The sequence below is a fragment of the Gluconobacter roseus genome, from assembly GCF_046058915.1.
Lineage (GTDB): Bacteria > Pseudomonadota > Alphaproteobacteria > Acetobacterales > Acetobacteraceae > Gluconobacter > Gluconobacter roseus_A.
Genome location: NZ_CP175538.1, coordinates 1310683 through 1324098 on the forward strand (window position 1 = coordinate 1310683; position 13416 = coordinate 1324098).

At 62.5% G+C, this 13416-nt stretch carries 13 protein-coding genes and 1 other RNA gene; 3 read left to right on the forward strand and 11 right to left on the reverse strand.

Going from position 1 to position 13416, the window contains the following annotated elements; translation table 11 throughout:
* Nucleotides 1-16: 16 nt before the first annotated feature.
* The 3 genes from rpsA to aroA form a co-directional block, all read right to left on the reverse strand.
* Nucleotides 17-1729 carry a 30S ribosomal protein S1 gene (gene rpsA / locus ACJ2A4_RS06060; protein WP_408874028.1) on the reverse strand — a complete coding sequence of 571 codons (1713 nt, stop codon included), beginning with the start codon at nt 1727-1729 and terminating at the stop codon, nt 17-19.
* Nucleotides 1730-1981: 252 nt separating this feature from the next.
* The gene (gene cmk, locus ACJ2A4_RS06065) at nt 1982-2623 is read right to left on the reverse strand and encodes a (d)CMP kinase (protein WP_408874029.1); all 642 of its coding nucleotides are present in this window, start codon (nt 2621-2623) and stop codon (nt 1982-1984) included.
* A complete protein-coding gene (gene aroA / locus ACJ2A4_RS06070) occupies nt 2620-3948 on the reverse strand; it encodes a 3-phosphoshikimate 1-carboxyvinyltransferase (protein WP_408874030.1) in 1329 nt (442 codons plus the stop codon). The genes cmk and aroA overlap by 4 nt, the downstream gene beginning before the upstream one ends.
* A 172-nt stretch (nt 3949-4120) precedes the next feature.
* Here aroA and ACJ2A4_RS06075 point away from each other — a divergent pair, with 172 nt between their 5' ends.
* Together ACJ2A4_RS06075 and ACJ2A4_RS06080 are read left to right on the forward strand one after the other, a co-directional pair.
* On the forward strand, nt 4121-4447 hold the full coding sequence (locus ACJ2A4_RS06075; RefSeq protein WP_062507949.1) for a TIGR02300 family protein: 327 nt from the start codon (nt 4121-4123) through the stop codon (nt 4445-4447).
* 43 nt (nt 4448-4490) lie between these two features.
* A complete protein-coding gene (locus tag ACJ2A4_RS06080; protein ID WP_408874031.1) occupies nt 4491-4994 on the forward strand; it encodes a chorismate--pyruvate lyase family protein in 504 nt (167 codons plus the stop codon).
* Between the two features lie 4 nt (nt 4995-4998).
* On the opposite strand, the gene ACJ2A4_RS06085 is transcribed toward ACJ2A4_RS06080, so the two are convergent.
* The 8 genes from ACJ2A4_RS06085 to ACJ2A4_RS06120 form a co-directional block, all read right to left on the reverse strand.
* Complete coding sequence (locus ACJ2A4_RS06085; RefSeq protein ID WP_408874032.1) at nt 4999-5757, reverse strand: SDR family oxidoreductase; 759 nt, start codon at nt 5755-5757, stop codon at nt 4999-5001.
* Between the two features lie 2 nt (nt 5758-5759).
* On the reverse strand, nt 5760-6356 hold the full coding sequence (gene recR, locus ACJ2A4_RS06090; protein ID WP_225197427.1) for a recombination mediator RecR: 597 nt from the start codon (nt 6354-6356) through the stop codon (nt 5760-5762).
* 25 nt (nt 6357-6381) lie between these two features.
* The gene (locus ACJ2A4_RS06095; protein WP_062497712.1) at nt 6382-6705 is read right to left on the reverse strand and encodes a YbaB/EbfC family nucleoid-associated protein; all 324 of its coding nucleotides are present in this window, start codon (nt 6703-6705) and stop codon (nt 6382-6384) included.
* 10 nt (nt 6706-6715) lie between these two features.
* Nucleotides 6716-8674: a DNA polymerase III subunit gamma/tau gene (locus ACJ2A4_RS06100; protein WP_408874033.1), complete on the reverse strand. Its 1959-nt coding sequence runs from the start codon at nt 8672-8674 to the stop codon at nt 6716-6718.
* 95 nt (nt 8675-8769) lie between these two features.
* Nucleotides 8770-8866, reverse strand: an RNA gene (gene ffs, locus ACJ2A4_RS06105) — signal recognition particle sRNA small type.
* A 74-nt stretch (nt 8867-8940) separates the two neighbouring features.
* Complete coding sequence (ggt, locus tag ACJ2A4_RS06110) at nt 8941-10740, reverse strand: gamma-glutamyltransferase (RefSeq protein ID WP_408874034.1); 1800 nt, start codon at nt 10738-10740, stop codon at nt 8941-8943.
* Complete coding sequence (gene map / locus ACJ2A4_RS06115; protein WP_408874035.1) at nt 10737-11537, reverse strand: type I methionyl aminopeptidase; 801 nt, start codon at nt 11535-11537, stop codon at nt 10737-10739. The genes ggt and map overlap by 4 nt, the downstream gene beginning before the upstream one ends.
* 91 nt (nt 11538-11628) lie before the next feature.
* Nucleotides 11629-12675, reverse strand: coding sequence for a D-alanyl-D-alanine carboxypeptidase family protein (locus ACJ2A4_RS06120; protein WP_194259651.1), 1047 nt, complete (start codon nt 12673-12675; stop codon nt 11629-11631).
* A 302-nt stretch (nt 12676-12977) separates the two neighbouring features.
* On the opposite strand from ACJ2A4_RS06120, the gene clpS reads away from it, so the two are divergent.
* Entirely contained in the window at nt 12978-13343 is a 366-nt protein-coding gene (clpS, locus tag ACJ2A4_RS06125; RefSeq protein WP_408874114.1) for an ATP-dependent Clp protease adapter ClpS, read from the forward strand.
* The last annotated feature ends 73 nt before the right edge of the window (nt 13344-13416 follow it).

Genomic DNA, 13416 nt, shown 5'->3' on the forward strand with positions numbered 1-13416 from the left:
TCACCGGAGCGGAAGCTCAGGCGTCCGTGTTACGGCGACGGATGGCGGCACCCAGGATATCACCCAGGGATGCGCCCGAGTCAGAAGACCCGTACTCGTTGATGGCCTGCTTGTCTTCCTCGACCTCACGGCCGCGGATCGTCAGGGCCAGCTTGCGGGACGCGCGGTCAACGGAGACGACCTTGGCGTCAACCTTTTCACCAACTGCGAAACGCTCCGGACGCTGCTCGGCCTTGTCACGGGCCAGCTCGGCGCGACGGATGAAGCCGGTCAGGACGTCGTCGACCTTCACTTCAATGCCGTTGCTCTGAACAGCCGTCACGACGCAGGTGACGACAGCCCCCTTCTGGACGCGGGACAGGGTGTCAGCTGCCGGATCTTCCTGAAGCTGCTTGATGCCCAGGGAGATACGCTCCTTCTCGGGATCCACGTCGAGAACCTTGGCCTTGACGACCTGGCCCTTCTCGTAGTGCGACATGGCGGTTTCGCCCGGCTCGTCCCAGGACAGGTCGGACATGTGAACCATGCCGTCGATGTCTGCAGAAAGACCAACGAACAGACCGAACTCGGTGATGTTGCGGATCTCGCCTTCGATGATCGAACCGACCTTGTGCTCTTCCTCGAACTGCTCCCACGGGTTGCGCTGAACCTGCTTGAGGCCGAGGGAGATGCGGCGCTTGGCGCTGTCCACATCCAGAACCATGACGTCGACTTCCTGCGAAGTGGCGACGATCTTGCCCGGATGGACGTTCTTCTTCGTCCAGGACATCTCGGAAACGTGCACCAGACCTTCGACGCCCGGCTCCAGCTCCACGAATGCACCGTAGTCGGTGATGTTCGTGACGCGGCCCGTGAAGCGTGCACCAGCCGGATACTTGATGGCGACGTTTTCCCACGGATCAGCTTCAAGCTGCTTCATGCCGAGGGAGATACGCTGCGTGTCCGGGTTGAAGCGGATGACCTGCACGCGAACCGGCTGACCGATCTGCAGGGCTTCGGACGGGTGGTTGATGCGCTTCCAGGCGATGTCGGTGACATGCAGGAGGCCGTCAACGCCGCCGAGGTCAACGAACGCACCGTAGTCGGTGATGTTCTTGACGACGCCGTCGAGGATCATGCCTTCCTTCAGGCCCTGGATCAGCTCGGAGCGCTGTTCCGCACGGGTCTCTTCGAGAACGGCACGACGCGAGACAACGATGTTGCCACGGGCGCGGTCCATCTTCAGGATCTGGAACGGCTGCGGCTGGCCCATCAGCGGTCCGACGTCACGAACCGGACGGACGTCAACCTGGCTGCCCGGAAGGAACGCCATGGCGCCGCCGAGATCAACCGTGAAGCCGCCCTTGACGCGACCATAGATCGTGCCGTTGACGCGCTGGTTGTTGGCGAATGCACGCTCCAGGGCGGTCCATGCCTCTTCGCGGCGAGCCTTCTCGCGCGACAGGACGATGGAGCCGTCACGGTCTTCGTAACGCTCGACATAAAGCTCGACGACATCGCCCGGCTTCACGTCCGGGGCAACGCCGGCCGGACCGAATTCCTTGAGGGACACGCGGCCTTCGCTCTTGAGGCCGACATCGACGATTGCGAATTCGTCGGTCAGGCGGACAACGCGGCCGGTGACGACGGAGCCGTCAAAGCCGGTGTCACGGCCCAGGGTCTCTTCGAGAAGGGCTGCGAAATCTTCGGTGCCGTGATTGGCCGTGGGGGTCTGAGTGGCTGAAGCCATGTAGATACTATATTCCCGGATGCCCGTTCCTTGGCGGAGCGGATATCCACGTCTGCGCCAGATCCATGACGGACCGGACGTCTCCCCGCTGCCGTTGAACGGTCAGATCGGGTTGTTGGTTGTTTGACCTGTCTGCCAGACGCAGAACAGACCATCTCCCTGCCTTTGCGGCCGGGTGATACGGTGCACCAACACCCTGCGACGGCGCGGTGTCAATAAAAAAAGCCGTTTTTGGGGCGCTATTGCGGCAGGTCAGTTCCGCGCTTTCTGGCGGGCCACGGTTTCACATGCCTTTTCAAGGACCTCCGCGGCAGAGAGCGTATCGGTCTCGATCAGGATGGCATCCGGAGCCTGCACCAGCGGAGCGGTTTCACGCGATGAGTCGCGCTCGTCCCGCGCCACGATTTCGGCAATAGCGGCCTCAAGCGCGGTCTCCTCCAGCGGAGTCCCGCCATGGACCTGATGATGGCGGCGCAGCGCACGGGTGCGGGGCGAAGCCGTAATGAAGAACTTCACATCCGCATCGGGGAAAACGACGGTGCCGATGTCACGACCATCCACGACCGCGCCCGTTTCGGACGCGAAGACGCGCTGACGTTCGAGGAGGGCGGCACGGACGGCGGGCTGTGCCGCCACGAGGGAAGCGCCCCGGTCAATTTCAGGGACGCGCAGATCCGTGCGAGCCAGATCGGCCTGTTGCAGGGCCTGGGCTTCAGCCGACGCATCGCCAGCCGGGTCCAGCCCGGCATTCACCATCCGGCGGGCGACGGCGCGATAGAGCAGCCCGGTATCGAGATAGGGCAGCCCCAGTTTTGCAGCGAGCGCCTTGGCGAGCGTACCCTTCCCGGCTGCGGCGGGACCATCGACAGCAATGACAAGCGGACGAACTGTCACGGCGTCAGCCCTGCGCCGAGCGCGTTCATCAGGTCCACGAAACCGGGGAAGCTGGTTTCGATGAAAGCCGTGTCGTCCACGTTCACGGGCTTCTGGGCGGCAAGGCCAAGCACGACGGCGCTCATGGCGAGGCGATGGTCCATGTGGGTTTGGACCGTGCCGCCACCGAGGGGGCCGTGATAGCCCTTCACGATGAGATCGTCCCCGATCACCTCGGTTTCGGCGCCGTTCACGTTCAGCAGCGCAACCGTGGACGCCAAACGGTCGCTTTCCTTCACGCGCAGCTCTTCCAGACCGCGCAGACGGGAGGCGCCTTCGGCAAAGGCACAGGCGACGGCGAGAACCGGGTATTCGTCAATCATGGACGGCGCACGCTCGGGCGGAACATCCACGCCCTTGAGCTTGCTGTAACGCACATGCAGATCGCCGACCGGCTCACCGCCTTCGACGCGCTCGTTCTCGATGGAGAGGCTCGCACCCATTTCAATCAGGGTCGTGAACAGTCCCGTGCGCAGCGGATTGAGCCCCACACCTTCGAGCCAGATATCCGAACCCGGAACCAGCAGGGCCGCGACGATCGGGAAAGCCGCGGAGGACGGATCGCCGGGGACGGTGACGTCACGGGCGGTCATGCGCACCGGACCCGTCAGGGCGATTCGGCGTCCGCCGGCACCGAAGCGGGAAACATCCACCTCGACACCAAAGTGGCGGAGCATGTTTTCCGTATGGTCGCGGGTGGCAACGGGCTCTTCCACAACCGTGGTGCCGTGGGCGTTCAGACCGGCCAGCAGGATGGCGGACTTGACCTGGGCGGATGCGACGGGAAGGCGGTATTCGATCGGCTTGGCCTCACCCGTGCCGCGGATCGCCATTGGCAGGCGGCCACCCTCGCGGGTCAGAAATTCGGAACCGTTGGCCGCCAGCGGAACCGTCACGCGGCGCATGGGGCGCGAGCGCAGGGACGCATCGCCCGTCATAATGCTGTTGAAACCATGGGAAGACAGGATTCCGGAGAGCAGACGCGCTGCCGTGCCGGAATTGCCCATATCCAGCACATCCGCCGGCTCGGTCAGGGCGCCCACGCCACGCCCCTCGATCACCCAGTCCGCACCATCACGCGTGATGGTCGCGCCCAGTGCGCGCATGGCGTCCGCCGTCCGCAGCACATCCTCGCCTTCGAGCAGGCCGGTCACATAGGTGCGGCCGGAAGCGAGGGCGGCGAACATCAGCGAGCGGTGGCTGATGGATTTGTCACCCGGAACACGGGTGCGGCCGGAAAGTCCCTTGGGGGACGCGGAGACGGTCAGGGGGCGCGAGACTTGCATGGCAATGTTCTTGCTGGGGCTCCCCTCGCCTGTCAATCACCTCGTGAATCATGCCGGGGTGGCACAGTCATGCGCCTGAAAACTGTCAGGAATCATGCTTCGGGATTTGACAGGGCGCGCGCAAGATGGCATGGCCGCGTTCCTTATTCGAGGCATTAGCAGGCTCCGCACAATGGCAAAACCCGAACTCGGTCTGAAACGGACATGCGTTGAATGCAGCGCCCGCTTCTATGACCTCAACCGCGTCCCTGCGGTGTGCCCGAAATGCGGCACGACGCAGCCGGACGATTCCCGTCTCAAGCGCAGCGAGGTTCCGCTGCCGGAAGAGAAGGATCCGAAGCCCCAGGCCAATGAGCATGAGGATGATGTGGATCTGGAAGTCGCCGAAGACGAGGACGATGATGATGTGATCGCCCCGGACGACGATCTGGACGATGACGATGATCTCAGCAATGACATCGAAGTCCCGAACGACAAGGATGACCGCGACGACAACTAAGGTTGTCCCCAAAGTCCTCTGCGCTGTTTTTCTGGCGGCACTGATGAGCGGCTGTTCTGATCCGGAAGGTGTTTTTGCCCCGGACAGCGCAGCCGTTCGCGCATTCAGGGCCCGGCTTGACGGCCAGCCCAGTGCCACGGCGGTGCTTCAGGCCCGCTGCCCCTCCCCGATCCGGGTACTGCGCCTGAGCGTGGACCGGCCGGTGACGGAAGAGATCCTGACCCTGCTGCAGGTCACCGAGACCCATCAGGTCATGACGCGACATGTCCGGCTTCTCTGCGGTGAGACCGTGCTGTCGGATGCGTGGAACTGGTATGTGCCCGAGCGGCTTTCCCCGGCCATGAACACGCTGCTGGAACAGACTGACACGCCGTTCGGGCGCGTTGTGCAGCAGACGGCATTCCGGCGACAGAGACTCGAGACCCGTTTTCCGGGCGCAGCTTCCGGCACCGTTCTGGAAAACCGCGCGCTTCTGCTGCGTGGTGCGGACAGCGCTCCGATTTCCCTTGTTGTGGAAGATTATCTTCCGGCCGCTGTCCGACCCTGAAAGTTCAGGACGCGGGCGACCAGTTCAGATGCTGGCCGCCATCGAGCGCAAGCATCTGGCCCGTCACGGATGGCAAAGCGAAAAGCGCGAGCGCAGCCTGAGCGATTTCCTCGGGCGAGGAGCCGTGTTGCAGCGGAGTTCGCGCGCACATGCTGTCAAAATGTTCCTGGCTCTGACGCACGGCTGGCAGGACCGGACCGGGGCCGATCGCATTCACCCGTACCCGGGGCGCGAGTGCGAGGGCCATGGTCTGCGTCAGGGTCCATAATCCCGTGCGGGACAGGGTGTAGCTGACGAAATGCGGGGTCAGGTTCCACACACGCTGGTCCAGCATGTTCAGGATCAGGCCCTCTGCTTCCTCAGGGAGCGCCTGCGCCATCGCCTGTGAGAGAACGAACGGGGCGCGGAGATTGGTTTCCAGATGCAGATCCCAGCTTTCGCGGGTCACGCTGCCCATTTCGTCACGGACGAAGGCGGAGGCGTTGTTGATGAGGATGCCAACCGGGCCAAGCGCCGCCTGAACACGGGGCAGAAGCGCCGCGACTTCCTCTTCGCGTTGCAGGTCGGCTTGCAGGACACAGCCTTTGCCTCCGATCCGCTCCAGCAAGACTTCGGCCTCGTGCGTGCTATCGCGACAATGGATGGCGACTGCGAATCCCTGCTCCGCCAGCATTTCCACGAGAGCAGCACCGATACGACGCGCGCTTCCCGTGACGAGAGCGACACGGGGAACGCGCGGCGAAATCCGAAAAGGCGCAACCATGGTCAGAGAGACCGGCGTGCCGTAAGAGCCGCAGCCAGTGTGCCGTCATCCAGCACATCCAGCGCGCCGCCCATGGGCACACCATGCCCCACGCGTGTGACGGTCACACCCGTGGGTAACAGGCGTTCCTGAAGCCAGTGCGCGGTCGTTGCGCCTTCGACGGTGGCGCTCAGGGCAAGAATAACTTCCCGCACCCCGCCTTCCTCAATCCGCTCGAACAGGGGGCGGACATTCAGGTCATCGGGGCCAAGACCGGCCAGCGCGGACAGGGTGCCGCCCAGAACCTGATAGACCCCCCGATGGACGCCTGCGCGTTCCAGCGCCCAGAGATCGCCCACGGTCTCGACCACGCAGATCAGACCCCGGTCACGCCCTGCATCCGTGCAGATATGGCACGGATCGACCGTATCGAGATTACCGCACAAACTGCAGGTCTTCACGCTCGTAGCCGCGCGCTCCATCAGATGGGCGAGCGGCAGCATCCGGCTTTCCGGCTGGCGCAGAAGAGCCAGCGCGGCCCGGCGGGCAGACCGTGGCCCCAGTCCCGGCAGGCGCGCGAGCATGGTGATCAGTTGGTCAATGTCGCCGTGGCCCATCATAGGCGCGCAGTTCCTGTCAGCCGGATCAGAACGGCAGCTTCAGACCGGCCGGGAGATCGAGACCACCCGTCACATCGCGCATGGCTTCGGAGCTTGCAGCTTCAGCCTTGGTCTTGGCGTCCGTATAGGCGGCAACGATCAGGTCCTGCAGCGTTTCAATATCGCTCGGATCAGCCAGCTGCGGGTCGATCTTCAAGTCACGCATTTCGCCCTTTCCCGTCAGCTTGACGGTCACCAGACCAGCGCCGGCAGAGCCTTCGACAATGAGGGACGCCAGATTGCTCTGGGCGGCTTCCATCTTGGCCTGCATCTGGCTGGCCTGCTTCATCAGTCCGGCAAGGTTCTTCATCGGTATCGTCCTATCGGTTCAGGTTCAGATCGTCTTCATCAAGGAAATCGGCATCCAGGGGCGCGAATTCCAGATCGGGCGGTTCATCATCGGTCAGCGGCACGGTGATTTCCGGCGGCAGGCCGTATTCATCAAGAGAATGATCCTGCACTTCCCCGATCTTCGCGCCCGGAAAAGTCTTCAGGATGGCCTGCACCAGCGGGTGCTGCTCCACCGAAGCCTGGTTGAGAGCCACGACTTCCGCGCCCTGCTCATCCAGCGTCGGCTCGCCCGGAGCCGTCGAGGCACTGACGCGCCACTGGCCGGGATAGACGCGGTCCAGCAGTTTTTGAAGCTGGCGTTCGATGCGGGCCTGAGGCTCCTCGGCGCGGATCTGCACATCCGGCGGCGAAAAGCGCACGAGATGCACGGCATTGCGGAGCAACCCGTGCAGCACGGGTTCGCGCTCACGCGCCACCATCGCCACCATCTCACGCCATGTGCGCGGCGGGGGCGGAAGCTCGGGCTCTGGCTCTGGCTCCGGAACAGCCTCGGCGTAACCGATGCCGGGCTCGACAATCTCACCACCATTGGCGACAAGCCGGACATGCGCGCGGGGCCCGTGACCACCAGAGGTCTCACTGACACTGCTGGACGCGATGCCGCTGACCGCCCCGGACGGCGCAGTGGAAGACCCGCCACCCATCGGGCCGGACGGGCCAGCCGGAAGCGACAGGTCCTGTCCCCCTTCCGTCAACTGGCGGATCAGGCGGTCTGGCGTAGGCAGCAGGCTGGCGTGACACAGGCGGATCAGCACCATCTCGGCCGCCTGCCGGCGATCTGGAGCGGTTTCGACTTCCTGCACACCCTTGAGCAGGATCTGCCAGGCGCGTCCCAGCACGGCATTGGACAGCCGGTCGGCCAGAGCCGCACCGCGGGTACGCTCGGCTTCCGGCAGATCCCGGCCTTCCCGAAGCGACGGAATGGCCTTGAGGCGCGAAATCAGGTGCAGCAGATCCAGCAGATCCGCCAGCAGAACGCCGAGATCGGCACCGCGGGCATAGGCCTGATCGGTCAGGTCCAGCGCGTCGGCGGGCTTGCCGGCCATCAGGGCGTCCAGCAGATCGAAAACCAGTCCGCGATCCGCCAAGCCGAGCATGTCGGCCACGGCATCGGCGTCGCTGGCCCCCTGGGCGATGGCCTGATCGAGCAGCGAAAGTCCGTCACGCACGGAGCCGTCTGCCGCGCGGGCGATCAGGGCAAGCGCGTCTTCGGAAAGGGTTGCCCCTTCCCTGACGGCGATATTGTGAAAATGCCCGGCCAGAAGGGACTGCGGAACGCGGCGCAGGTCGAAACGCTGGCAGCGCGACAAGACCGTCACCGGGACCTTGCGCAGTTCGGTCGTGGCGAAAATGAACGTGACCTGCGGCGGCGGCTCTTCAAGCGTCTTGAGCAGCGCGTTGAAGGCGTTGCGCGAAAGCATATGGACTTCATCGATGATGAAGACCTTCATCCGCGCCTGCATCGGACGGAAGCGCGTGGCCTCGATGATTTCGCGCACATCGTCCACGCCGGTGCGGGAGGCGGCATCCATTTCCAGCACGTCGGGATGACGGTCCGCGAGAATGGCCGTGCAGTTGGGGCAGACGCCGCAGGGATCGGCCGTCGGGCCACCCTTGCCATCCGGTCCAACGCAGTTCAGGGCGCGGGCAATAATCCGGGCGGTCGTCGTCTTGCCCACACCCCGCACGCCGGTCAGCATGAAGGCATGCGCCACACGCTTGAGCTCGAAAGCACGGCGCAGGATGCGGACGAGGGAATCCTGACCGATCAGATCATCGAAAGTCTGCGGGCGGTATTTGCGGGCCAGAACGCGATAGGGCGTGGCCTCGGCAGCCGGAGGCGCAGACATTTCCGGCTCTGGCGCGTCTCCAAAGAAGCCGCCGCCATTTTCGGGCGGCAGGGGGAGATCGTCGTTTTCATCAGTCATGAAATTGTCTGACCCTCAGCACTGAGGATGGGACCGTGGAGAAACGGTCGGGACGCTGCGTTTAACAAACCGGAGCGTCCGGTGATCTGTGTGAGGTAGGAGGCCGGACATTCAACCCGGATAAAACTCACTGCGGCTGCTTCCTTCCGGACCTGACCGGGTTGGCAAGGTATCCGTCCAAAGCCGACCTCCCGGCGCTCTCCTAACACGGAGAGAGGGGTGTCTGACAACCCCCAATCATCAGAGTGCGCCCTCATTATCCCGTCTTATTCTCCGACAGCCGCTCCGCCCATGTGCCGCGGATCGGCCGCACCATAGATCAGACCGGTCTTTGCCGCAGACAGGCTCGGGTGGTCCGCAAGAATGCCTTCGGCCACTCCCCAGGGACGATGCGGCGACAGGGCATACCCTTCGGCCTTGAGGGTCTGCATGGTCTCGTCAGACAGCGCACCGGGCTCCAGCTCGACAGCCGAAGGCTCCCACTGCTCGTGGATTCGCGGCAGATCCACGGCCTGACGGATATCCAGCGCGTAATCGATCACACCCAGAATGACAGAGAGCGTGATGGTCGGAATCCGCGACCCACCCGGGCTGCCGATCACCATGACGGTCCTGCCATCACGCGAAACAATGGAGGGCGACATCGACGACAGGGGCGTCTTGCCCGGCGCAATCGCATTCGCTTCCGAACCGACAATGCCGAACATGTTGGGCGCGCCCGGCTTGGACGAAAAATCGTCCATCTCGTCATTCATCCAGATGCCGGTATGGCCACCCATCACGCCTGCACCGAACCATCCATTGAGAGTATAGGTCGCGGAAACGGCCATGCCATCATGATCGAGCACTGAGAACTGCGTCGTCTCGTGCTTTTCCTGCGTATCGGGTGCCGCCTGTGCGACGAGAGCGGGAAGCGGCTCCCCTGCCCTGAGCGTGCTGGACGCGAGAGCATGATCGGTCGGGATGCCCTGACGGATCTGATAGGCATAGGCCGGGTCGATCAGGTGCTCGACAGGGTTGTGCACGAAATCCGGATCGCCCAGGTCGCGACGGTCCGAATAGGCGTGACGCATGGCTTCGACTTCACGCTGCACGGACGGTGCCGTGTGCAGGCCAAGCGCATGCATGTCGTAGCCGGACAGGATGTTCAGGATCTCACACAGCGCGACGCCACCACCGCTCGGCGGAGGTGCGGTATCGATCGTGTAGCCGCGATAGGTGCAGCGGATCGGTTCGAGATGGCGGATGTGATAGGACGTGAAATCGGCAGGCTGAAGCAGACCGCCGCCTTCCGTGCTGGCACGCACGATTTCTTTCGCGATCGGACCTTCATAGAAGGCTTTGGGACCGTCCTTCGCGACCAGCTCAAGGGAATTGGCCAGATCCTTCTGCACCAGACGGTCACCGGCCTGAAGCGGCGTGCCATCGGGGCGCAGATAGAACGCCCGGGCATACGGGTCTTTCTGGAAATAGCGCGTGGACGTATGCAGGAGATCCGCATCGCCCTGATTCAGAATGAAGCCGTCACGGGCCAGCGCAATGGCAGGCGCCATGACCTTGGCGCGCGACAGATGCCCCCATTTCTGCAGGATGGAATCCAGACCTGCGACCGTGCCGGGAATGGCAACGGCTTTCCAGCCCTCGGTGGACAGACCCGGAATGACCTTGCCCGAAGCGTCCTGATACATCGTGGCCGTGGCAGCACCCGGGGCATGTTCGCGGAAATCGATGAAGAGTGTCTGGCCGGTTTTCAGACGCAGGGTCATGAAACCGCCGCCGCCGATATTGCCCGCTGCGGGATAAACCACGGCCAGCGCATATCCGACAGCCACGGCCGCATCGACCGCATTCCCGCCCTGCGCCAGAATCTTCGCGCCCGCATCAGAGGCCAGGTGCTGGGCGGAAACCACCATGCCGTGACGACCCGAAGCCAGCATGCCGGCGCTGACATGATCCGGACCAAACGCCAGCGGGTCATGGGCGGAACTGAGCGCCTGAGGCGCAGCATTGGCGAGCGTCGTACCGCTGATCAGGAGTGTCGCGAGAAAAAGCGGGAACGCTCTCATGCAGGCTCTCCATAAGGCGGCTTGGTATAGCCTTTGGGGGACAGGGTGAAGATTTCGCAGCCATTGGCCGTCACGCCGACCTGATGTTCGAACTGGGCGGACAGGGTGCGGTCACGGGTGACGGCTGTCCAGCCATCATCAAGGATCTTCACGTCCGGACGGCCGATGTTCAGCATGGGCTCGATCGTGAAGACCATGCCCTCCACGAGCTTCACACCCTCACCCGGCCTGCCGTAATGCAGGATGTTCGGCTCGGAATGGAAGTCGCGGCCGATGCCATGGCCGCAGAAGTCGCGTACGATGGAGAAGCGGTTGGCCTCGGCATATTCCTGGATGGCATGGCCGATATCGCCAAGCGTGTTGCCGGGACGGACCTGGGCAATGCCGCGCATCATTGCGTCATAGGTCACATCGACCAGCTTCTCGGCCTTCTTGGGAACCTTGCCCACGACATACATGCGCGAGCTGTCACCATACCAGCCATCCAGAATGGAGGTGACATCGATATTGACGATGTCCCCGTTGGACAGCTTCTTGGAGCCCGGAATGCCGTGGCACACGACGTGGTTGATCGAAATGCAGCAGGATTTCGGATAGCCGCGATAGTTCAGCGGGGCCGGCGTGGCGCCATGAGCGATCGTAAAGTCATGGATAAGCTGGTTGAGCTCTTCCGTGGTCACACCGGGCTGCACATGAGGCGTGATCATGTCCAGAGCTTCCGCCGTCAGACGACCGACGCGATGCAGATGTTTAAAATCGTCCTGATCGTAGAGAACGATACCCCGTGGCTTGTCCATATCTGCTGCCCGATCCTTCAATCTTCAAAAAGCCCGGACAAAATGCGTCTGTCCGGGCTGGATCGCAAGGCGGCAGGTCAGATTTTCAGTATCAGCTGTGCCGGGAGCGCTTCTTGTGGGCAACCACATGACGCACGCTGACCATGCGGACAGCCGCGCCATGATGGGAAATCCGGCCATAACGGCGTGGTGCCGTTGGTGCATCCGCGACTTCCATCGGGCGGGATGCTGCAAGCAGAATGCTCTGATGGAAGCGGCCGCGACGACGGGCCGACGCCATCAGGACACCAGACGGCGCTGCAGGATGCAGAAGCGGCTGCGGCGCAATGCCTTCATCGGCAAAGCCCTTGTCGAGCAGAGCCACCATTTCCATCGAACGGCGGGTATTGCTGGACGATCCCATGACCACGCCGATCAGACGGACATTGCCGCGCTGGGCAGACGTGATGAGATTATGACCTGCAAGATCGGTGTAACCCGTTTTCAGACCATCCGCGCCTGCATAGATCTTCAGCATCGGATCATGGTTCGGAACCATGCGACGATGGAAGTAGAAGGATGGGACATTGAAATAGTGGTAATACTGCGGAAAATCGGCGATCAGATGCTGTGACAGAAGCGCGAGATCATGCGCCGTCGTGACCTGATCAGGGTCCGGCAGACCGGAAGCATTGCGGAACGTCGTATTAGTCATGCCCAGTGCACGGGCCTGCTGCGTCATGAGCTGGGCGAAACGGACTTCATCACCGCCACCGAGAAATTCCCCGAGAGCGCAGGCCGCGTCATTGGCGGACTTGGTCACGAGTCCTAGAATACCCTGCTCCACGGTCAGACGGGTGCCGGGAACAAGACCGAGCTTCGAGGGAGCCTGAACAGACGCGTGAATGGAAACCGGCACCTGCTCGTCCAGGCTGATCTGGTGCGCTTCAAGGGCGCGGAAGGTCAGATACAGCGTCATGAGCTTGGTCAGGGACGCCGGGTAACGCTGCAGATCCGCATCTGTCTGGGACAGGACGGCACCGGTTTTCGCATCCATCACGTAACTAGAAACGTGCCCCGCATACTGTGCCTTGGCCGATCCCAGACCCATGGCTGTCATGGCGCACAACAGAAAAGCTTTCTGAAACGGGAAACGCATGTGTCTGACAGCCTCTGAACGGGAATATCGTCGCGGGAACAATTCTGGGCTCTGAAGCCCTGCATTACTGGTACTCTAGGCGCATTGAAAACTTCCCGTCCACCAGCTTTGAAGGACTTTCCTTAATTTTTCGTAAGCAGGGGTCAAAGGAGGCAACATCATGGCAGATGGCGCATAAAAACCTTATTTCGAGGACCGGCAGCCCTTCTCAAGAGGGAAATTCACACCATATCATACCAGTCATGTCTTCTTATGATCTTCCCTCCTGTCTGAACGGCCGTCCTGATGTCGCTTTCACGCGCATGATGTCTCGCATGGGGCCGGAGTTGCCCGACTCCATTCCTCCACTGGGCCCGGGAGACGGGGATCAGGATCTTGAAATCAGCGTGGTGGTGCGCCCCCGGACACGGACGCGCAAACCTTCCATGTACAAGGTCCTGATGCTCAACGACGACTACACGCCCATGGAGTTCGTGGTGCATGTGCTGGAGCGCTTCTTTGCCAAGACCAGGGACGAAGCAACAGCCATCATGCTCCAGGTTCACCAGCGTGGCGTTGGGGTCTGCGGGGTGTTCACGTATGAAGTGGCTGAAAGCAAGGTGACACAGGTGATGGATCTGGCGCGCCAGAACCAGCATCCCCTTCAGTGCACGATCGAGAAAGACTGATCCGTCTGACAGGCAGAAAAGCGCGGACCCAGGATAATTTCTTGTTTCCATCTGCGTTTCTGACTGGCGTTAC